Annotated in this window: 15 protein-coding genes; 2 read left to right on the plus strand and 13 right to left on the minus strand. The window is 64.2% G+C overall.

Going from position 1 to position 20,293, the window contains the following annotated elements:
• The first annotated feature begins 8 nt into the window (after nucleotides 1-8).
• On the plus strand, nucleotides 9-821 hold the full coding sequence (locus GAU_RS20805; protein WP_012683518.1) for a hypothetical protein: 813 nt from the start codon (nucleotides 9-11) through the stop codon (nucleotides 819-821).
• Nucleotides 818-1,936 carry an o-succinylbenzoate synthase gene (gene menC, locus GAU_RS10415; protein WP_012683519.1) on the plus strand — a complete coding sequence of 373 codons (1,119 nt, stop codon included), beginning with the start codon at nucleotides 818-820 and terminating at the stop codon, nucleotides 1,934-1,936. The genes GAU_RS20805 and menC overlap by 4 nt, the downstream gene beginning before the upstream one ends.
• 84 nt (nucleotides 1,937-2,020) lie before the next feature.
• On the opposite strand, the gene GAU_RS10420 is transcribed toward menC, so the two are convergent.
• The 13 genes from GAU_RS10420 to GAU_RS10480 all read right to left on the minus strand — a co-directional run bounded on the left by GAU_RS10420 (nucleotide 2,021) and on the right by GAU_RS10480 (nucleotide 20,291).
• On the minus strand, nucleotides 2,021-3,340 hold the full coding sequence (locus tag GAU_RS10420; RefSeq protein ID WP_012683520.1) for an APC family permease: 1,320 nt from the start codon (nucleotides 3,338-3,340) through the stop codon (nucleotides 2,021-2,023).
• A 360-nt stretch (nucleotides 3,341-3,700) separates the two neighbouring features.
• The gene (locus GAU_RS10425) at nucleotides 3,701-5,032 is read right to left on the minus strand and encodes a hypothetical protein (RefSeq protein WP_012683521.1); all 1,332 of its coding nucleotides are present in this window, start codon (nucleotides 5,030-5,032) and stop codon (nucleotides 3,701-3,703) included.
• Nucleotides 5,029-5,829 carry a c-type cytochrome gene (locus tag GAU_RS20810; RefSeq protein WP_012683522.1) on the minus strand — a complete coding sequence of 267 codons (801 nt, stop codon included), beginning with the start codon at nucleotides 5,827-5,829 and terminating at the stop codon, nucleotides 5,029-5,031. The genes GAU_RS10425 and GAU_RS20810 overlap by 4 nt, the downstream gene beginning before the upstream one ends.
• 10 nt (nucleotides 5,830-5,839) lie before the next feature.
• Complete coding sequence (locus GAU_RS20815) at nucleotides 5,840-6,340, minus strand: DUF3341 domain-containing protein (RefSeq protein ID WP_012683523.1); 501 nt, start codon at nucleotides 6,338-6,340, stop codon at nucleotides 5,840-5,842.
• Nucleotides 6,340-7,767: an NrfD/PsrC family molybdoenzyme membrane anchor subunit gene (gene nrfD / locus GAU_RS10440; protein ID WP_012683524.1), complete on the minus strand. Its 1,428-nt coding sequence runs from the start codon at nucleotides 7,765-7,767 to the stop codon at nucleotides 6,340-6,342. Before nrfD ends, GAU_RS20815 begins: the two co-directional genes overlap by 1 nt.
• 11 nt (nucleotides 7,768-7,778) lie before the next feature.
• Complete coding sequence (locus GAU_RS10445; RefSeq protein ID WP_041265444.1) at nucleotides 7,779-10,820, minus strand: molybdopterin-dependent oxidoreductase; 3,042 nt, start codon at nucleotides 10,818-10,820, stop codon at nucleotides 7,779-7,781.
• Between the two features lie 19 nt (nucleotides 10,821-10,839).
• The gene (locus GAU_RS10450) at nucleotides 10,840-11,457 is read right to left on the minus strand and encodes a cytochrome c3 family protein (protein WP_012683526.1); all 618 of its coding nucleotides are present in this window, start codon (nucleotides 11,455-11,457) and stop codon (nucleotides 10,840-10,842) included.
• A gap of 305 nt (nucleotides 11,458-11,762) precedes the next feature.
• Complete coding sequence (locus GAU_RS10455) at nucleotides 11,763-12,563, minus strand: hypothetical protein (protein ID WP_012683527.1); 801 nt, start codon at nucleotides 12,561-12,563, stop codon at nucleotides 11,763-11,765.
• A complete protein-coding gene (locus GAU_RS10460) occupies nucleotides 12,560-13,465 on the minus strand; it encodes an amidohydrolase family protein (RefSeq protein ID WP_012683528.1) in 906 nt (301 codons plus the stop codon). The genes GAU_RS10455 and GAU_RS10460 overlap by 4 nt, the downstream gene beginning before the upstream one ends.
• 59 nt (nucleotides 13,466-13,524) lie before the next feature.
• Nucleotides 13,525-14,760, minus strand: a complete 1,236-nt coding sequence (locus tag GAU_RS10465) for an aminotransferase class III-fold pyridoxal phosphate-dependent enzyme (RefSeq protein WP_012683529.1) — start codon at nucleotides 14,758-14,760, stop codon at nucleotides 13,525-13,527.
• Nucleotides 14,757-15,608 (minus strand): RNA methyltransferase, encoded by an 852-nt coding sequence (locus tag GAU_RS10470; protein ID WP_012683530.1) that lies wholly within the window; start codon nucleotides 15,606-15,608, stop codon nucleotides 14,757-14,759. Before GAU_RS10470 ends, GAU_RS10465 begins: the two co-directional genes overlap by 4 nt.
• 22 nt (nucleotides 15,609-15,630) lie before the next feature.
• The gene (locus GAU_RS10475; RefSeq protein ID WP_169307654.1) at nucleotides 15,631-18,645 is read right to left on the minus strand and encodes a heparinase II/III domain-containing protein; all 3,015 of its coding nucleotides are present in this window, start codon (nucleotides 18,643-18,645) and stop codon (nucleotides 15,631-15,633) included.
• Complete coding sequence (locus GAU_RS10480) at nucleotides 18,642-20,291, minus strand: peptide ABC transporter substrate-binding protein (protein ID WP_041265446.1); 1,650 nt, start codon at nucleotides 20,289-20,291, stop codon at nucleotides 18,642-18,644. The genes GAU_RS10475 and GAU_RS10480 overlap by 4 nt, the downstream gene beginning before the upstream one ends.
• Nucleotides 20,292-20,293 lie beyond the last annotated feature (2 nt).

The raw sequence follows: 20,293 nt of genomic DNA on the forward strand, positions 1-20,293 counted from the left end.
CTGACGGCGTGATCATTCGCCGAGTGGTATCGCTCGAGGAATACCAGGAATGTGTGCAGGTCCAGGAAGAGATCTGGGGCCCCGGTTTCCGCGAGCTCGTCCCTGTCGCCATCCTGCTCGTCGCACAGAAACTCGGCGGCATCTGCGCGGCCGCCTTTGCCCCCGACGGACGCATGTTGGGGTTTGTCTTCGGCCTGACCGGCATCAAGGACGGCGAGCTTGCGCATTGGTCAGACCTCCTCGCGGTACGCTCCGATGCGCGTGGGGCACACATCGGAGAGCGGCTCAAGCACTATCAACGTGCGCTGTGCATCGCCTCTGGTCTGCCCACGATGTATTGGACATTCGATCCTCTCGTCGCCCGCAACGCCCATCTCAATCTGATGCGACTCGGAGCCACCGCCTCCGAGTATGTCGTCAACATGTATGGCAACAATACCGGAAGCCCGCTGCATGGAGCGGTCGACACCGATCGCTGGGTCGCGCGATGGGAGCTGGCGGCAACCACCACACCGCCGTCTCCCGCCGCTCCACATCGTGACGGCGTGTACGTCGTTCGTCCTTCTCCGACGGATGGCACGCCGATCGAGGAAGCACACCCGAACGCCACGGTGGTGCGAGTCGCCGTACCAGTGGATCTCGAATCACTGGGGGTGCTGCAACGCACTGCCTGGCGGAACGCCACCCGCCGGGCGTTCATGGACCATCTTGGCGCCGGTTTCGACGTGATTGGTTTTCATCGTGCGCACGAGGGCGAGCCGCCGTTCTATGAACTCATCGCTCCCGCAGGCTTTTCCCATTCCTCTTCCACATCGTCATGATCCGACTCGAACAGATCACGCTTCGTGAAATTCGGCTGCCGCTGCGAGAACCGTTTCGCATCTCCTCCGGTGAAGTCACCGAACGGCGCATCACGTTGCTCGAATTGCGTGATGTGGATGGGGTGACGGTGTGGAGCGAAGGGGTGGCTGGTGAACTCCCCAATTACAGCCCTGAGGCCATCGACACGGCATGGATCGCGATCACCAACTGGGTGGCGCCGCGGGTATTGGGGCGCGAGTTCGCACATCCGCGTGACGTCTTCCCCGCCCTTGAAGCCGACTTCCGCGGCAACATGATGGCCAAGGCCGCCGTGGAGATGGGATTGTGGGTACTCGAAGCGCAGCGGCGCGGTGTGCCGCTGGCCTCGCTACTCGGCGGCACACGCGATGCCATTGCCACCGGCATTTCTCTTGGTATTCAATCGTCGCCGGAGCGACTCGTCGCCAAGGCACAGGCAGCCATCGCCGAAGGCTATCGCAAGGTGAAGATCAAGATCGCCCCCGGTCAGGACATCGCCTATGTCCGCGCGGCACGGGAAGCCTTGCCGGATGCGCCGCTCATGGCTGATGCCAACAATGCCTACACGCTCGACGATCTCGATCTGCTCGCGGAACTCGATGCCTTCGATCTGATGATGATCGAACAGCCATTGGCCTGGGACGATCTCGTACAACACGCCACACTGCAGCAGCGTCTTCGCACGCCGGTGTGCCTGGATGAATCCATCACGTCTCTCGATCGTGCACGGGACATGGTCACGTTGGGCGCCGGCCGCATTGTGAACATCAAACCCGGACGTGTTGGTGGGTTTGCGAGCTCCTTGGCCATTCATGACTACTGCTTCGCGCAGGGCATTCCGGTATGGTGTGGTGGCATGCTCGAAAGTGGCGTCGGCCGCGCCTGCAACGTGGCCCTGGCTTCGCTACCCGGCTTCACCAAACCAGGTGATCTCTCACCGAGTGCGCGCTATTGGTCACAGGATGTCGTCACACCGGAATGGACCATGACCAATGATGGCATGGTGCCTGTTCCTCTCCATGCACCAGGACTCGGTGTGTCCGTGGACGTCGATCGTATCGACAATCTGACGGTTCGGCGCGTGGTGCTGCACTGACGAAATACAGAGCGGCGGACGGAACGTGGTCTATGTGTCGTCCCCGCTCTGCTTTCCTTGCATCGGTCCAGAGCCCCAGGCGAATCAACTGTATCCTGAACGCCTACGCCACAGGTAGTACACTGGCGCGCCAAGCAGTACGGCGCCGAGACCAACCGCCGCGCGCGACGGCTGCGTGATCATGGTGTTCAGTACGAGTGCCACTGCTGCGAGCACAAAGAGAATCGGCGTAACCGGATATCCTGGCACACGAAATGGGCGCGGCATATTCGGGGCGCGGCGGCGCAAGGCGAACACCGCCACGCCGCCGAGTGCATAGAACCCCCAGCCCGTGAACACCACGTAGGTGAGCAATTGTTGGAACGTGCCGGTGAGGGCCAGCACGATCGACCATACGGCGATCGCACCGATGGCGAATGCGGGAGTTTCGAATCGCGGATGCACATCCGCCAGGCGGCGAAAGAACACGCCGTCACGCGCCATCGCAAAGAACATGCGCGGTGTCGTGAGAAAGAGCCCGTTCGCGGCACTGAGAATGGAAATCAGAATCAATGCGCCAACGGCATTGCCGGCTGCCGTGCCGAGTACCCAGGCCACGGACTGCGCTGCCACGCGTTCACTGCCTGCCACGCCTTCCGGCCCAAGCGCCGCCACATACCCGATATTGGCGACGAGATAGATCGCGACCAACGCCGCCGTCGCCATGCTGATGGCGCGCGGAAACTCCCGTTGCGGATCGCGCGCTTCACCGGCTGAGAAGGTGACATACTGCCACCCTTCATATGCCCACAGCACGGCGATCATCGCTCCACCGATGCCGGTCATCGTGAGCTCAGGGGATGCGATGTCTATCCGCTCTGTACTCGACGCTTTCCCCAAGGTGATCAGCACGCCGGCGAGTGCCAGCAGTCCGACGACCTTCGCCACCGTCGTGAAATTCTGCAGATTGGCACTGTTTCGTGTGCCACGCACATTGATGGCGGCCAACAGGAGAATGAGCACCACCGACGTGACGCGAGCGCCGAGTGGCGACAAGGTCACCAACTGGCCGAGATAGCTGGAGAACGCCACGGCGAGTGTGGCGATGGATCCCGAGGCGATGATGAAGAACATGGTCCAGCCATACAGGAACGCGGGCAGCGGACCGAAGGCGTCGCGCAGGTAGCTGTACAGTCCTCCGGCGTCCGGCTTGGCGGCGCCGAGCTCCGCGTACGTCAGCGCGCCGAGCAACGAGAGCACACCACCGACAGTCCATACGGCCAGCGCAACTCCTGGCCGCATGCCGGTTTCTCGCAATACGACACTCGGCACGAGATAGATACCGGACCCGATGACCGTACCGATACCGAGCAGCAGAAGGTCGGTGAATCCCAGCGTACGTCGGAGACTGCGGGGCTCATTCATACACTGGCGTCCTGGTCGGGGGAACGCGCGGGAGCAGTAGTGGGATGCGAAAATAGCTCGACGATGTTAGGACGTCACGGGATCCTAGGGAAACACGGTACTACGGATCCAAACGCGCGTAGGCTATAGAACTGCGTCCTCTCCATCTGCTGCCTGCTTCCTCTTGATATCGTGACGCGGTGGCGGCGATGGTGTCCGCGAGCCGCACCATTCCGCTTACGGAGAGTGCGGGTTCCACGGCGTCACGATATCAAGATGAATCAGGGGGAGGGTTGGAAAGGCCGGAGTGAGCAGGACAAAAAAACGCGGGGCGAACGATTGCTCGTTCGCCCCGCGCCTTCCTTCCTTTCCTACCCGAGCTTATTCGTGCGCGGGGAGGGGTTCCATCGTGCGCGGATCAACCGGCACCTGCACTTCATCCTTGAACGGCGTGGTCATCATGAACACGCGCATCACGGGGAAGGCATCCATGAACGTGAAGTAGCTGAACGCCCACAGGCCGATGAAGCCGATCGTCGTGCCGATTTCCTGCAGGCCAAACGGAAGGCTCGTCGCTTCGCCGTAGATGCTCGGATAGATCTCGATGTAGCGATGGAGATACACACCGATCAGGCTGCACACCGCAAACAGCACGAACGTGGGCAGGTACATCTTGGCGGCCTTGGAGATCAGACCGAAGAACGGCAGCACAAACCCGAAGATCGGGATGAGCGTGGTCATCGTCTTCCACACACCCGACAGACGCAGGCGGTAGAAGTGCGTTTCTTCCGGCAAGTTGCCGTACCAGATCACCAGGTACTGGCTGAAGCTGATGTAGCCGATGAACGCCGTGAACGCGAAGCCGAGCTTGCCGAGATCCCAAAGCTGGTCCATGGTGACCACGTCCGGGGCGTTCAGATGCTTGCGCCACCACATGGTCAACAGCGAGGTGAGCATGATCATGTTCACCCAGCCGCTCATGAACACGATCCACGCGTACATCGTCTGCTGGAAGTGCAGCGAGATGGTCATGGAGTAATCCCATGCCATGAAGCACCAGCCGATCGGGAACGCGATGCAGACCGCGACCGCGAGCTTGCCCTGCAGCGAATGCTGCGTGTGCAGTTCGCGACGCTCGTCACCCGACCATGCCGCGCGCATCTTCGCGCGGAGGCCCGCCGCCCACTTGGCGCCGTACTCGGGCAGCACCGCGACGTCCATCTTCACCGAATGCCAGACGAACAGCAACTGGAGGACGGTGATGAGGCCGAAGAAGAAGATGCCACGGAGCAGGAAGAACGTCGGATCGAGGTAGGTCGCCTTCTCGATCGTCGGCACCGCTTCGCGGCCGGCCCACGTGAAGATGTGGTCACCGCTGAAGAACAGGATGCCAAGCAGGATGATGAACGCCACCGGCACGAAGGCGACGAAGCCTTCGGTGAAGCGGATGATCGGACGCGACCAACGCGCCGTCACGATACGCTGCACTGCCGCGAACGTCGTACCGGCGGTGGAGATCACCGCGAAGTACATCCAGTTGAAGTGCAACGCCTGCCACGCCCGATCGGGGTTGGTGAACAGACCGAAGGCAAACACCGCCACGCCCACCAGTGCCGCGATAAGACTGAAGGTCTTCAGGCTCGCCGGCACCGGCTTGGCGGCCAGGCGCTTCGCAAACTCCTGGCGTGCCGGATAGTGATAGTGCTGGCTCACTCGTGCTTCTCCTTGGGCGTGCCATGCTCAGCCGGCGGACCGACGTGCAGCTTGCGCATGGTGTCGAACTCATTGTTGCCCTTGAAGGTGGCCGAATTGATGTTCGGCGACCCAGGGGTGGGGGTCTGCGTCGGGCGAACGAACGGCGACGGCCGCGTGGGCGCCGTAGCCGAGGCCCGCGGCACCGTGGTGCCGTTCTGGCCCGGATAGCCGATCAGAGTGGTATCCGCCTTGATGGCGCCCTGACCCTGCAGTGCACGGAGGTAGTTCACCACGTCCCAGCGGTCCTGATCTTCGATGCGGTTGTAGCTCGGCATCAAACCACGACCGTTCCGGATCATGCCGTACAGGTATCCGTCGGTGCGACCCAGTGCCTGCGGCGTGAGCAGGCTCGGGCTGAAGCCGTATGCCGCGTTGACCTTCTTGAGGCCACCGTTGCCATCGCCCGCCATGCCGTGGCAGACCGCGCAGTTGATCTGGTAATGCTTCCGACCGTTTTCGATCGACGCTTCGGTCACCAGATGCGGATTCGGCACGACCGAGAACGAGTCGACCGCCTGCATGGTGGGGGCGTAGCTGATCTGGAAGGCGGCGACCGTCATGCCCTGCACCGGCACCGAGCCCACCGGCTGACCGCGCGGCGGGGTGGTGGTGTCGGACTCGAGCTGCGAGACCGGCTCCCACGGCTTGATGCTGGGCTGAGTCTTGAAATCCGTGAACCAGTTGCAGGCGCCAAAGGCCACCGGCAGCATCACCACGGACGACAGACGCAGCACGCGTGTGACGGCAGAAGTCATGGAGAGGGAATCAGGCTTCACGCCGCACCTCCGCTGCACCGTGTTCACGCAGCAGGGCTTCTGCCTGGTCGGCCTTGGCAGCGTCGCAAGCGATGAAGATGCCGAAGTAACCACCCGAGAAGCGGGCGTCATATCCGGTGGTGGTGGTGAGGCGCGGAATACGCGAGTTGATGAACATACCGGCCACCGTGGACAGTGCACCGACCAGCACCATCACTTCGAAGCCGATGATCGTGTAGGGGATCCACGAGGCGAACGCCTTGCCGCCCACAACGAGCGGCCAGTAGTTCGACGACCAGATCGCGATCCAGTAGCCGAAGCTCACCCCGAGCAGGCCGCCGACCAGCGTGAAACGCCGGACGACGGAGACGGGGGCGTCGATCGCATGATCGAGCTCATGCCGAATGGTCGGCGAATACACCGTGACATCACCGAGGCGCTTCTTCTTCAGATCCTCGATGGCCGCCACCGTGGTGTCGAGCTCATGAAACGCGCCAGTTACGCCGCGCATTACTCGTGCCCCCCAGCATGATGATGGTCATGACCATGTCCGTGGGCGTGCTTGACGCGCGGGGCCACGATTTCCTTGAGCTCCGCGATGGCCATCACGGGCAACTGCTTCACGAACAGCAGGAACCACATGAAGAACCAACCGAACGAGCCGACGAGGAACGACATGTCGACCCAGCTCACCGTGTAGTGACCCCACTGCCACGGCTCGAACTCGTGGGAGAGCGACGGCACCACGATGACGAAGCGCTCGAACCACATGCCGAGGTTGATGAACAGCGACAGGATGAACAGCCAGGTCGGGTTGCGGCGGAGCTTCTGCGACCAGAGCGACATGGGCATCGCCATGTTGCACAGGAGCAGCGTCCAGGCCGCCCACCACCACTGACCGAACACGCGGTTCCAGAAGAACTCCTGCTCCGCCCGCACGCTGCTGTACCAGGCGATGAAGAACTCGATCATGTACGCCGAGCCCACCACGAGCGACGTGAACAGCACGACCTTGGCCGTGGCGTCGAGGTGGTTGAGCGTGATGTAGTGCTCGAGCTTGAACCACTTCCGCATCGGGATGGCAATCGTCCACACCATCGCGAAGCCGGAGAAGATGGCACCGGCGACGAAGTACGGCGGGAAGATCGAGGCGTGCCAGCCCGGCGTCAGCGCCATGGCGAAGTCGAAGGAAACGACCGAGTGCACCGAGAGTACCAGCGGCGTCGAGAAGGCGGCGAGGAACAGGTACGCCTTCGCAAAGTGACGCCACTCGCGGTCGCTGTTACGCCAGCCGAGCGAGAGGATGCTGAGGATCCGCTTCCGCATCGGGTTGGTTTCCTTGTCGCGGAGCACCGCGATGTCGGGAATCAAGCCGATGAAGAGGAACGTGGTCGAGATGGTGAGATACGTCGAAATGGCGAAGACGTCCCACACCAGCGGCGACTTGAAGTTCGGCCACAACAGGCGCCAGTTCGGATACGGAATCAGCCAGAAGAACTTCCACGGACGCCCGATGTGAATGATCGGGAAGAGACCTGCCGTCATGACGGCGAACACCGTCATGGCTTCAGCGGCTCGATAAATCGAGGTCCGGAAGCCGGCGCGGAAGAGATACAGAATGGCGGAGATCAGTGTACCGGCGTGACCGATACCGACCCAGAAAACGAACGTGATGATGTAGTTGCCCCACATCACCGGCGGTTCGTAACCCGCCTGCCCCAGTCCCCAGTAGATCTGGTAGATCCAGGATGATGCGCCAATGAGCATGGCGAGCACGGCAATCGACAGCCCCAGGAACCACTTCTTGGTGAATCCCAGGGTGGCGATGATATCGCGATCGACCTGCTCGTAATCACGGACCGCGGGGAGCTGCACGTCGGCCGACGCGATGTTCGGCCCACGGATGCCCTCACGCACCGGATGTGCGACGGATGCCATGCGTGCGCTCCTCAGGCCGTCGCCGGTGCAGCCGGCGCCGGATAGTTGACCTTCTTGAGATAGACGATCGCCGTGTACGTGTTCAGTTCTTCGAACACGTGGTAGGCGCGCCGATCATAGGCGAGCTTCGAAACCGTCCAGTTCTCATCCGCAGCATCGCCGAAGATGATGGCCCGCGAGGCGCAGGCCTGCGCGCACGCGACCGTGAACTCGTCGGGGTTGAGATCGCGATCCTCGGACCGTGCCCGGTGTTCCGCTTCGCGGATACGCTGCACGCAGAAGGAGCACTTCTCCATGACGCCCTTGCCGCGCACGGTGACATCGGGGTTGAGACCCCAGTGCATCGGCTCCGGCCAGGCATACTGACGACGATCCGGTTCGCCGTAGCCGAACCAGTTGAAGTAGCGGACCTTGTACGGGCAGTTGTTGCTGCAGTAACGCGTACCGACGCAACGATTGTAGACCTGCACGTTCAGGCCGTCCGGCGAGTGGTACGTCGCGTACACCGGGCAGACCGGTTCACACGGCGCGTTGCCACACTGCTGGCACATCATCATGACGAAACGCGTCTCGAAGTCGGGCGAGAACTCGTTTTCCGTGTTCTCGTTGCCTTCGTAGTAGCGTTCGACACGCAACCAGGCCATTTCGCGGCCCTTGATGATGTTCGCACCCGGACGTTCATCCCACGTGATCGGGCTGAGGGCACGACCCTGGTAGGGCGCACCCACCGTCGGGATGTTGTTTTCGCTGTAGCAGGCGGTGACGCACGCCGAGCAGCCGGTGCAACGCGCGAGATCGATGGTCATCGCCCAACGGCGGCTCTCCATCTTGCTCGAGTGTCCGGCGTCGTACATCCCCTTGTCCTTGGACAGGGGATTGGCGTACTCACCCTGCGCATCCGCCGCGACCGGAGCCTTGAGGCCGGTCCGGAAATCCTGCGACGGCAGGCCGGGAATGTTGTGGTGTCCGTGTTCGTCCTCGGCTTCCTGTCCAAGCAGCGCGGCCAGCGTCATCGCCTGCGCGATGCCACGACCATGCTGACGGGCGGAGCCTTCGGTGGTGACCAGCGGTGAGCTGTCCGCCGACACGGTGACCTTGCCCTTCACCGAACCGATTGCCAGACTACCGGCGCTGTCCCAGCCGTGCGACACGAGGTCGTAGGCGTTCACACCGATGTTCTGCGCAAACCGACCGTACGCCGTGTGGCCCTGACCCAGGGCGATGGCGACGGTGTCGGTGCGCACGCCCATGTAGATGTAGGCGGGCGCGGTGACCTTACCGGCGGCCGTTTCGATCGTGAGGTGCGAGCCTTCCTTGATGCCAAGCTTCTTGGCCGTGGACGGGTGCACTTCGATCCACGACTGCCAGGCGATCTTGGTGACGGGATCCGGGAGTTCCTGGAGCCACGGCTTGTTCGCACCGGCACCGTCGCCCAGCGTGGACGAGGGGTAGACCTGCACGAAGAATTCGCCCGCGCCTTCCGCGACCGGCAAGGCCGTGGTGGCCAGTGTGCGAGTGGACGTCGCCACCAGCGGTGCACCGGACACACTGGCCTTCGTCAGCGCTGTGGCAAACGCCGATGCGCCGCCCGGGAACTGGCTGATGTACCAGCTACGGAAGTTCGCGACGTTGTAGCGGGCCGCGAGCGTCTGATCCTTCTTGGCCAGGTCGATGAGCACATCGGCCGTGGCGCGCGTGTCGAACACCGGATCGAGCGTCGGCTGCTGCAGGCTGATCTGCCCGTTCTCACCGACGGCATCACCCCAGCTTTCGAGCCAGTGATTGTCGGGGAGCACCAGATCGGCCAACTGCGCCGTTTCGTCAGGCATCGACGAGAACGACACCTTGAACGCGACCTTGGCGAAGGCTGCCGCAAACCCGGCCGACTTCGGCATGGTGTGCGCCGGGTTCGCGCCACGCACAAAGGCGAGCGGCACGGTGCCGGCGTCCATGTTCTTCACGGCGGCGGCGAGATCCGCGTACGACGCGAGTCCCGTGTAGGAACCGTGCGCCTTGGCCGTGTTGATCGTGGTGCCCACGGCACCACCCTTCTTGTTGATCTCGGCCACCATCACGCCGCATTCCACCGCGTCGTTCCCGGTGACACCGCAGAGCGCCATGATACCGTTGCCGGCATCGGCGACCGCCTTGACGAGCGCTTCGATGGTCGCGACCGGCACGTTCGCGGCTTCAGCAGCCGCGGCCGCCGAACCCGTACCCGTGAGCGCGGCGCAGATGGCCATCTCACTGCCCGCCTTCGCGGCGATCCACTGATCGGCATTGAGACCGGTCAGCGAACGGCGCGCGCCGATATACACGAGGCGCGGCGCGACATCGAGCTTCGAGCGCGCATCCGCCCAGTCGAGCTGCTGCGGAACGCTGTGGCCCCAGCCATCGAGGAAGTCGGCGCCAAAGCTGATGACCAGCTTCGCGGCGCTGAAGTTGAGCGCGGGCCATGCGGCACCGTACGCCTTCTGATTGGCGGCGATCGTCGCAATGGGCGCCGTGCTGTCGACGCTCAGGTGCGCCGGCATGCCCTGCGCCGACAGCCACTGATCGAGGAAACCCGGGAACGTGCCCGTCTCGTGCTGATTGACGAACACCACGTTGCCAGCCTGCCCCTTCGACTTGACTTCACCGAGCTTCTGCGCGAGCAGCTCGTAGGCCTTGTCCCAGGTGGTGGGCTTGAGGGCGTTGCCTTCACGCACCATTGGCGAACGGTACCGATCCGGATTGTACACACCCTGAATGCCCGCCAGACCGGTCGCGCAGATGGCGCCTCGGTTGAGCGGGTGCTCGGGATTGCCTTCCAGCTTGATCGGACGGCCATCGCGCACTTCAGCCAGCACACCGCACGCGGCTGCACACTCGCGGCAGCTCGTGGCGTAGTACTGCGATACGCCAGGCACGGTGTTGTCAGGCGACGTCACGTACGGGATCAGCTTGCCCACCTTTTCGGAGGAGCAGCCAACCACGGCCGTCGTGGCGCCAGTGGCGCCGAGGATCTTGAGGAACTCGCGGCGCTTGACGCCGGTCCCCGCTTCTGTGGTCATCGTTGTGGAGGGTCGATGATCAGTAGTGGCAGACGGCGCAATCATACCGCGCCTTCTTCGGGGGCATCGCTTCCAGCTCGGGCGTCACCTTTTCACCAGCCAGGCGCGCACCCTCAGCAGGCTTGTAGCCCTGCACGTGGCAGTTGATGCACCAGCCCATGTTGAGCGAGTTCACCTGCTGCACAGCCACATAATTGGTATCCGGTCCCTGCGCGCCCTGGTTCTGAATCTGACCATGGCACGATTGGCAGGTGACGCCGGCGTTTACGTGGCGCATGTGCGGAAACTGCACATAGTCCGGCACCTTGTGCACGCGGTTCCAGGGAATCGGCTGATTCTTCTGCGCGTACGCGGCGACTTTCTTGATTTCCGCGGACTGCGCCTTCACGAGCGTGTGACAGCCCATGCAGGTCGCAACCGAGGCGTTACCCGGATCGGGTGACTTGTTGGCGGCGCTATGACAATACAGGCAGTTCATGCCTGCCTTCTGCACATGCGGCGCGTGGACGAACTTGACCGGTTGCTCGACGCGAAGCCCCTGCGACGACGATGCGCCGCTGTAGGCCGAGAGCAGCGTGGCTGCTGCAGCCAGCGCGAGGAACCCGGGAATCACCGTCCACTTCTTCTTGACCGTCATCGACTTTGGGCCGGGAAGGCGTAGGTGGCGGAAGACGCACGACATGCACGACAACGAACGTCCCTCTGCCGCGGTGCAAAGGCGATGTCCGTGTCATGCGTTGTGGCCACGGCCTAAGCCGTGTAAGTCGCTGTCAACTCGTTTCTTGCAAGCGCGAAGTATTACCGGCCCCGTATTTGTACGCAAGTGTAAAGCGTACAACAACGTGGGTAGATACCCGAGTGAAAAATACGGGTTTGCGCAGGCGTTGCCTTGCTTGCTCACGCGATTCGCCGCGCAATCGCATGATGTAGCCAGACGATTGCTCAGCCGCGAGCATCTTCGGCAATCGAGCGACCATCGGCGAAGTACGGCTCGCACTGCGAGAGGTCGGCTGGCAACAGGTCGACCAGGGCCCTGGCCTGCTGCGTGAGGCGCAACGGCCACCAACTGCTCCAGGTCAGCCGCTCTGGTCCAAGGGTCCGCACCAGGTGCGCAAAATGATCTTCCGGCGGCCCCCAGATCCAATGCCAGTCATACCAAACCCGGCGTTGTTCGGTGGGTGTGAGCCCCCAATGCACCTCTTCGACGAGCTCTCGGCTCCCACCAGCCACCACCATGCGGCATCTGGACTCCGGCAACCGCGCGAGCGCCCGCACCGAAGCGGCCGATAGATCGCCGGCCGTGTCGAGGTGGTGACGCTGCCGCAGATCTTCGAAGCGTACCGTCAGATGCAGCGCGAGACCCGCTTCTCCACAGGCATAAGCAAGCTCCGCCATGGCGGGATGTCCGGCGCCCAATCCCCATTGCGGTGGGCACGCCCGCACGGCCGGAGCCCCTTCGTCGCGCGCGTGCCGGAGCGCCTCTTCCCAGCGAGGCCAGTCGGGACGAATGAGGGGTACGGGCAACAGGTGCTCGCGGTGAGGCGCCAGCGTCGCATAGAGCGTGCGATTGCCGGGTTCCGGGTCCCGAAAGAACGTGCTGGGTAGATGTCCCACCCACGCCCCGGAAAACCCCTCGCGCTCCAACACCCGCACGAGGATCTGTGGCTCTGGATGCGGGATATCACGAAACGGGTACCCGCCAATCCAGGCACTCACATCGATAGGCAATGCGGTCGTGCTCATAGGCAGGCACCGGCCGAAGGCGCGCCCGGCGCGACGGCGCGGTCGAACGCGCCCGGTGGAAAGATCCGCACCGCATTGCGCCAACGCATGTCGGCGATCTCGTCGGGTGAAGCGCCGGTGTACGACAGGGCACGCAGTTTGGTGAGGCCGGTGCACAGCGTGAGATCGGCCGCCCACAACAGGCGCTTGGCCCCCACCCACTGCAGCGCCTGATCGATCATCCCTCGATCGATGCCACTGCCAGAGAGATCCATCACGACATTCGGCACGTCACGTACGGCTGGTGGTGTATGCGCCCAGTCGCCACCACCGCCGATGTGTGCGAGCAGAAAGGTCACCGTGGGATGTCGCTGCGCGAGGCGTGCGAGTTCGATCCCATCGGACGCATCCTGATTGGGCCAGTCACGACGGCGGTGCTGCCACACATGATGCAACACAGGCACACGCGCGGCGGCCGCGGCCTGCGCGATATCGTCGAGCAAGACATCATCGGCGCGACGGCCGGCGGCGAGCTTGATACCGATCGCGCCACGCTGCAATCCGCGCGTGATTTCGCCGAGTGCGTGTTGGGTGAAGTTCGGGTTCACGGCCACGTAGGCTTTCACGCGCGCGCCCTGCGCATCGGCGAAGTCGAACATCCAATCGTTCGCTTGCGTCTGATCGTCCGGCGAGGCGAAGTAGGTGGGTGAGGTGTGGCCCCACGACCCCAGCACCGAGGCGACGTGACACCGCACGCCGATACGATGTCCTGCCTCGAGTCGCGATTGATTGTACCGTTGCCAATCACCGCGGTTGGTGTGCGGTGTGTGAAAGTGCGCATGCGGATCGATGAGCGGATCCGATCCGCCGAGCGGCACCGCGGCGGGATGGTGGGATGCGATCGCGTGCGTGGTCGCGGTCATGGCGTTCAACGAGGGTTCTGTTCGTGCAACGTTGTTCGGGTGTCGATTTCGCGCGTCACTCAGGTGGCCATGCGCGGACCGGGAACGAGGCTCTGCATCACCTCGGGCAGTACACGAGCGACTTCGTCACAGGCTGCATCATCATGGGCCAAGGCACCAAACTGATAGGCGCCGCGCTTGAGCAGCACGCCACTGCGCGCGGCTGCGGCCACCAACGCATCGAGCTGCTCGGCCACATCGGCCACGAGGCGCCACATCACCGGCGGCCCAGCCACCTGCACACCAACCCATGGCGCTTCCGCGAGCGCCGTGCCCAGAATCTGCTGCAACTGCCCACCCGCGGAGGCCATGCGGTCACACACGTCGAGACGATCATGCCATTCGAGCACCGCACGTGCCGCCGCGAGTCCTGTCCCCTCTGACGCGGCAGTGGAGGAAATCCACGTGCGTCGCGCCGCATCCATCACATCGGCGCGTCCCACCACGGCGGCCAAGGGATAACCATTGGCCATCGCCTTGCCGAGTGTGGTGAGATCGGGCGTGACGTCACGCAGAGCCTGCACCCCACCGGTGCGCACACGAAAGGCGGTCTTCACCTCGTCGAAGATCAACACCGCCCCCACCCGTGTGGCTTCGTCGCGGGCCACCTGCAGCCACTCCAACGAGGCGATGTCATGCACCAGCGGCTCGATGATGATGGCCGCCGGTGCCGGCCCCAATGCGACGGCAGAACGCAACGCGAGCACGTCGTCGAACGGCACCCAGGTGACCGCATCCCGCACGTCCTGTGGCACACCGGCCGCATCGCTGCACCAGTCGAGCCAGCCGAAGTATCCGCAGGCAATGATGCGATCCCGATCGGTGGCGGTGCGGGCCAGACGCACGGCCGCTGCGGTGGCCTCGGCGCCGGTGCGCAGAAAGCGCACCTGCTCCGCGCACGGAATCACTTCGATGAGCCGTTCGGCCACCTCCACTTCCAATCGATGCGGCAGAATGGAGACGTTGCCCTGCAGCACGGTCTCGTGCACCGCCTGCGTGACAGACGGATCCGCGTATCCGATGCCCACCGCTCCCAGGGCCATGCCAAGATCGATGAAACGACGCCCATCGGTACTCCAGAGTGCGCACCCCTGGGCCCGTTCGAAATGCGTGGGCATGGCCGCATCGAACGCCCGCGTGCCATAGAGTGCCTCTGGGCGCTTGCTTCCTGTAGACGACCCGCCCGGGATGACATCGGCCGCACGAGCGCGCCACCCGTCATCGGGCAGTCCACCGAAAGCAATGCTGCGTGTCATGCGGCCGGTCCGTCGTCGGCCTGGCTGACCGTGACAGGATCAGCATCGATGTCCACGGCCGTGGTATCACCGTGCCCCACGGCTGCCAGTGCGCGTTGCACCGCCTGGCGTGTTTCCCGTTCGATGGTGCGCAACACTTCGATGCTGGCCGTGCGAATGAGCAGCAATTCCCGCTGATCGGGATTGGCACGGAAGACCAGCGACCGGAAGGTGCGCATCATCAGTTCTTCGTTGCGTGTCCCGAAGTACCGAATAGCGGTCAGCGCGTTGCGCATATCCGCAAAGGTGCGCTCGACATCGTCCTTGCTGGGCGAGCCGGCGGCGTGACGCGGCGGTGGCAGACGCTTGGTGGCATCGCCGGCCAGCATGTGGAGTTCGTACAGCGCCAGCAAGCAGGCCTGCGCGACGTTCAGCGAGAAGTGCTCGGTGGTCGGGATGGTGCAGATGGCGTTGGACCGATCGAGCGCCTCGTTGGGCAAGCCATGATCTTCGCGGCCGAACATGATGGCAACGCGACCCTGCTGGGCAAACTCGAGCAGGTCGACGGCCGCCGTGCGCGGCGTATGACGCTGCCACCGCGCCGCCTGGCGACGGCCGGAGAAGCCCACCACGTACACACAATCGGCGAGGGCTTCGTCGATGGTTTCGAAGTGCTGAATGCGCTCGACGATGTCCCGCGTGTCATGCGCAACCTGCTCGACGCGGTTGGGATCGTAGGGACAGGGGCGAATCAGGCGCAGATCGCGGACGCCCATGTTTTTCATGGCCCGCACCACACCGCCGATATTGATCGAATCCTGGGATTCGTACAGCACGACGGTGACGGCATTGAGGATCGAGTCGGTCATCTGCCCAAGATAGCACGTCCCGTCATCCGGGCGTCGTCCGTTCGGGCCCAGCCGACATTTCAAGGGCCGACTCGAACCGCAGTGTCACGGTGTCGCCGACCTGTTCCCGGTCTCCCCGCAGGTAGGCAAATCCACCGCCACCGGCCAGCGCGAGCTGACCGAGTCGGCGGGTGCGTCCAACGGCGGCCTCGTTGATGACCACCTGAAAACCGACTTCCGCGAGCGCATGCGACTCGGCCTGAAAGACGCGGGGCAATTCCCAGGCGATCTGCAACTGCCAGCCCTGCTCCAGACGACACCAACTGGTGGTGGGCGACGCACCCAACACCCCGGCGCGGCTGGCGGGGACCAGCGGCGTCACCCGGCAACGTCCGTCGGGGGTGGACAATGGCACCACCAGGCCCGCGTCCTGCCAGGTCCCGCCATCCGCGGTGACGTACCACTGCACACCGCTGACATTCACATCGGCGCGTTCGTTGTCGAGCGGATTGTCGGGTATCTCATCTTCCGCACCCGTGCCAAACAGCGCCGCTGTGTCACCCATGTGCATGCGCACTCGCACCACAAAGTGCGTCTGCGTGGTGGCCAGCAGGATCTGCGCGCGTGGCGCATGCGCATCGTGCCAGGGCTGCTCCGTCTGCCGATAGGCCGATTCACCCAACTCCAGCAGCCGTGCACCAAGCATCGGATCGGTAAGCCGCGGTATGCCCACCGTGGGTGAAGAGACCCGCGGCACGGCGAGCGCACCACGTGCCGCGATCGCGCCCGGCGTGAGGGCAGATCCGAAGCCCTCCTCGAGATCCGGCCCCTGGCCCGCCCTTCCCTGAGCGGGAGGCAATACATCGAGATCGATGCTGCTTCGGGCATGGCGAGCGGTCAGTCCGATCTGCCAACCGGTGTCGGTGGCGCGGTGCGCACTGATGGTGCCATCGGCCGTATGCACGTGCGCAACATCAGCACGATCCGGACCGATATGGGCGGGGTCGAAGCGAGGAAAACGCACGGCCGTCACGTGGGCCGGAGAGGCCGCCACAGGCCCATCAGCGGCCCAGGCCCAGACACCGACAATACAGCCCCGCGCGGCTTCAACCTCGAGCCAGTGGCGGGCCAGCGCCCGTGGCGTATCGGCGGGCTGCTCGGGCGAACGGTGCGAGGGCGCCAGCGGTGGAGCGGGTGCTTCCGCCCGCAGCACGCGCGCCGGCACGCTGGTGGCATACCAGGCTCGCGCGGCGGCCGTTGAGAGTGCGAACGGTGTGCCATCCCGACGCCAGGCATCGCCGTCCACATCACCGGCCTTGGACACCTGTTCGAGAAAATCGAATCCGTCTTCGAGTCCTCCGGCGCCGGCACGATCCACGGGTCGCCACGTGTGGACATCATGCACCTGTGCCTGCGCGGCAATGGGCAGCGAAAGGGTCACCACCCGATCGGCGTCCCATTCCAGCACATCCACCAGGTGACCATCACACACCACCACGGTGCGCGTAGCGGTTACGCCCGGAGCGAGTCCGTCGACGGTCTTGCGTATCCAACCTGCGCCACCACGATCTTCGAACGCCAGCAACGTGGCGGGTTGGCGTTGTTGTGATTGACCGTCGATCAGCGGTGCGTGATGGGCCAGCGTGCTGCGATACCAATGCAACCGGCGCTCCACATAGCTCCCGGTGCCGGGATCGTCCAGCAACCGATGCCCACCCGACTGCAACGTGAGCGCCAGCCGATCGGGATGCCCGTGGCCACCACCGGTTGCGCCGCCTTCGAGTGCGACGTACACACGCCCCGCGTCGCGCCGGATCACCGCGAGCCCCTGTGATGGCAGACACGCGCTGGTAGGCGGCATCGCGCCCGCAGCCACCTCCGTGTTGCTGGCCATGAGCAATGCGCGCCAGGAGAGGTCGGCGCGTGACAGGGAACCCGGCGGATCATGCCGTTCCGCATCAGCGGTGGAAAGCCGGCGCCCCGCTCGTGGCACGTCGTGCCCACCAAGCATCGGCGCGTAGAGGCGCGCGAGCCAGGCCGACAGTTCGCGCTGTGGGCGATGGGCCAGGCCGAGTTCGAGATACTCGGCCACCCGCCACTGCCTGATCGAGACCGCGTACTGCGAGTCCCGACGAGCCGGCAACGTTTCGTCGGGCAATACGCCCACGAAGGGCGCAGCAAACCCTCGATGAAAACGCGCGTCGAGATCGGCATGCAGGTCACGGCCCGTCGCCCGCATCCACTGCACACCGTACCAGAGACCCCGATGCGCAAACAGATGGTAGTTCTCGCCTTCGTACCAGCTTCCGTCGTCGAGCAGGCCGTGTTCGAGCAGCCATGGCAACGAACCGGACTTGTTCAGACGCGACGCGATATCGGATTCTCGGCCAAGCAGCGTCCAGGCACTCAGGATCGCGATCTCGTTCCACACCTGACGGTTGGAGCGGCCTTCGAAAAATCCCGCAATGAGTGCACTCGACGGATCGAGCAACCGGTCGCGTACCGTTCCGCCGATGTGCGTGCGTCCCGACGCCTCGAGCAAAGCCAGCGCATGCGCCACATTCAGCAACCAGATGGACTCGAGATAGGTGCTGAAAAACGGGCGCGAAGGGCCCAACACGTTGTCGCGATTCGGCCAACTGGTGTACTGCTCGGCCAACCGGCAAAGAATGGACTCCGCCAGATGGGCATGTGACGGTGCGCCGCGCAGCAGATGCAGCGCCGCGGCATGTACGGCCCGCTCCACCGTCCACAACTGCGCGTTCATGGCCCACCAGTCGTCATGCTCCTGCCCGACATAGGCCTGCCCACATCGGGAGCAGTGATGGTGATGCGGTTGCCACGGATCGAAGTCGAGCAGCACGCCATGCACCGGACACCGGCCACCACGGCGTGTGAGGCGCGCCTTCTGTGCGGGCACAGGCAGTTGCTCCCGCGCCAGCGCCTGTTCGAGCGGCTGCAACTCCGCAGCCAAACCATCGGCCAGAGCGGCCAGCGACTGTCCTGGGGTGACGGCGGCCCGTCGTTCATGCACGTCGAGCGGGAGCAATACACTCACTCGCGTGTCCACCGCGTCACCGACGTGAGCTCGCCGCGCAAATCCATCACCACGTGGTGCAGACGCCGCGAGCGCCCCTGAACGCCCCGGGCGTGATACAGCCACGCCACCGGCATGGAGGCTTGCAACGTGGAATCCACGACGCGCCATGCCACAGCAGCATCGACGGCTGAGGCGGTGCGCGCAGATGCCAGCGCCCGATCGAGCCCATCGTCGTGAAAGCCGGTGTAGTCGAGCGCACCGCCGCGCTGTGCCGAGGCAAACATCGCAGAAAGATGTCCGAGTGCGATATCTCCGGGAACGCCGGTCACGGCCATGTCGTAGGCCGCCTGCCCGGCCTTGTCCGCGGCACGGACCGTGGCAAGAAACGTGGCGAGTTCCATGACACGGATGTTCACGGTGATGCCCCGCTCGGCCAGATCCGCTTGCACTAGTTGCTCGACGGCCATGTCCCCGCTGCCAACGGTCAGCAACGTGATGGTGAATGGTGATCCCTGGCGTTGTCGCGTGCCGCCGGTACCGACGCGACGCCACCCGCTGGCGTCGAGCAGCGCGTCGGCACGTGTGAGCTGCTGCCGACGCGCGGCGGTGTCGGTGGCCGCGGCGGCGTTGCTCGAGAACGGCAAACCGGGAGGAATAGCGCCCGCTGCCGGAACTCCGTATCCGGCGACCGCTGCTTGCACCAGGCGCACACGATCGATGGACAGCGAAAGGGCCTCACGCACGCGCGCATCGTCGAACGGCGCGCGCGTGGTGTTGAACGCTAGCACTTGTGAGAACAACACCGGCGGTGTCATCAGGGTGAGCAAGGAGTCGCGCGCAACCAGATGCGCCATGGCCGGTGACACGCCCGCCAGATCGATTTCACCGCTCACGAGCCCCGCAAATTTGGTGGCTGCTTCGTCGACCACGGCCACGACCAGTCGCTGCAATTGTGGCGGCCCGCCCAGTGCGGTGGGGAATTCCGTGTTGCGCGCAAACTCCCACCGACGTCCCGGAGTGCGACTCACAAAACGGAACGGGCCGTTCCCCACCGGCGCCGTGGCAAAGGCATGCCCACGCCATCGCGCCCGGGGCACGGAATCGAGCAGATGCCGGGGAACAAGAGGCAGTTCGGCGAAGACCACCGGCAACACCGACTGCGGTGCGGTGAACTCCACGCGCACGGTCAGGCTGTCCAGCACGGCCACATGACGCACGATGCCGACATCGCCACGGCGCGGTGAGCCCAGCGCCGAATCCGCAGCGGCGTCCAAGGTGAAGGCCACATCCGCCGCTGTGGTGGGCACGCCATCGTGCCAGCGCAGTCCGGGCGCCAGCGAAAACTCCACGGCCTGCTGATCCGTATCCCAGCGCCAACGCTGGGCAGCGTACGGCACGGGTTGCAACGCACTGTCCAGACGCACCAGCGTGACAAACAGCGCGTGGCGCTGCAGTTGCCTGGACAACGGATGGATGGTGACCAGCGGATTGCCCGACTCGAGATCACTGCCCGATGCCATCACCACCGTGCCCGGAGCGCGTGTCGGGGCACCGCAGGCCGCAAGTAGACACACGACCAGCGTCAGGGCATACCGGCCTGCCCGCATGCCATGGCCGAACAATCCCGCCCCACGGGTTGACGTACCGGTGCCCGGTGCGATCATCC

Origin of the sequence: Gemmatimonas aurantiaca T-27 (assembly GCF_000010305.1) — a bacterium.
Lineage (GTDB): Bacteria > Gemmatimonadota > Gemmatimonadetes > Gemmatimonadales > Gemmatimonadaceae > Gemmatimonas > Gemmatimonas aurantiaca.

Excerpts from the sequence above, each read along its gene's own strand:
- nrfD (WP_012683524.1), bottom strand. The coding sequence starts at position 7,767 with ATGGCATCCGTCGCACATCCGGTGCGTGAGGGCATCCGTGGGCCGAAC.
- GAU_RS10460 (WP_012683528.1), bottom strand. The coding sequence starts at position 13,465 with ATGACCGCGACCACGCACGCGATCGCATCCCACCATCCCGCCGCGGTG.
- GAU_RS10455 (WP_012683527.1), bottom strand. The coding sequence starts at position 12,563 with ATGAGCACGACCGCATTGCCTATCGATGTGAGTGCCTGGATTGGCGGG.
- GAU_RS20810 (WP_012683522.1), bottom strand. The coding sequence starts at position 5,829 with ATGACTTCTGCCGTCACACGCGTGCTGCGTCTGTCGTCCGTGGTGATG.
- GAU_RS10480 (WP_041265446.1), bottom strand. The coding sequence starts at position 20,291 with ATGATCGCACCGGGCACCGGTACGTCAACCCGTGGGGCGGGATTGTTC.
- GAU_RS10465 (WP_012683529.1), bottom strand. The coding sequence starts at position 14,760 with ATGACACGCAGCATTGCTTTCGGTGGACTGCCCGATGACGGGTGGCGC.
- GAU_RS20815 (WP_012683523.1), bottom strand. The coding sequence starts at position 6,340 with ATGCGCGGCGTAACTGGCGCGTTTCATGAGCTCGACACCACGGTGGCG.
- GAU_RS10420 (WP_012683520.1), bottom strand. The coding sequence starts at position 3,340 with ATGAATGAGCCCCGCAGTCTCCGACGTACGCTGGGATTCACCGACCTT.
- GAU_RS10470 (WP_012683530.1), bottom strand. The coding sequence starts at position 15,608 with ATGACCGACTCGATCCTCAATGCCGTCACCGTCGTGCTGTACGAATCC.
- GAU_RS10450 (WP_012683526.1), bottom strand. The coding sequence starts at position 11,457 with ATGACGGTCAAGAAGAAGTGGACGGTGATTCCCGGGTTCCTCGCGCTG.
- menC (WP_012683519.1), top strand. The coding sequence starts at position 818 with ATGATCCGACTCGAACAGATCACGCTTCGTGAAATTCGGCTGCCGCTG.
- GAU_RS10445 (WP_041265444.1), bottom strand. The coding sequence starts at position 10,820 with ATGACCACAGAAGCGGGGACCGGCGTCAAGCGCCGCGAGTTCCTCAAG.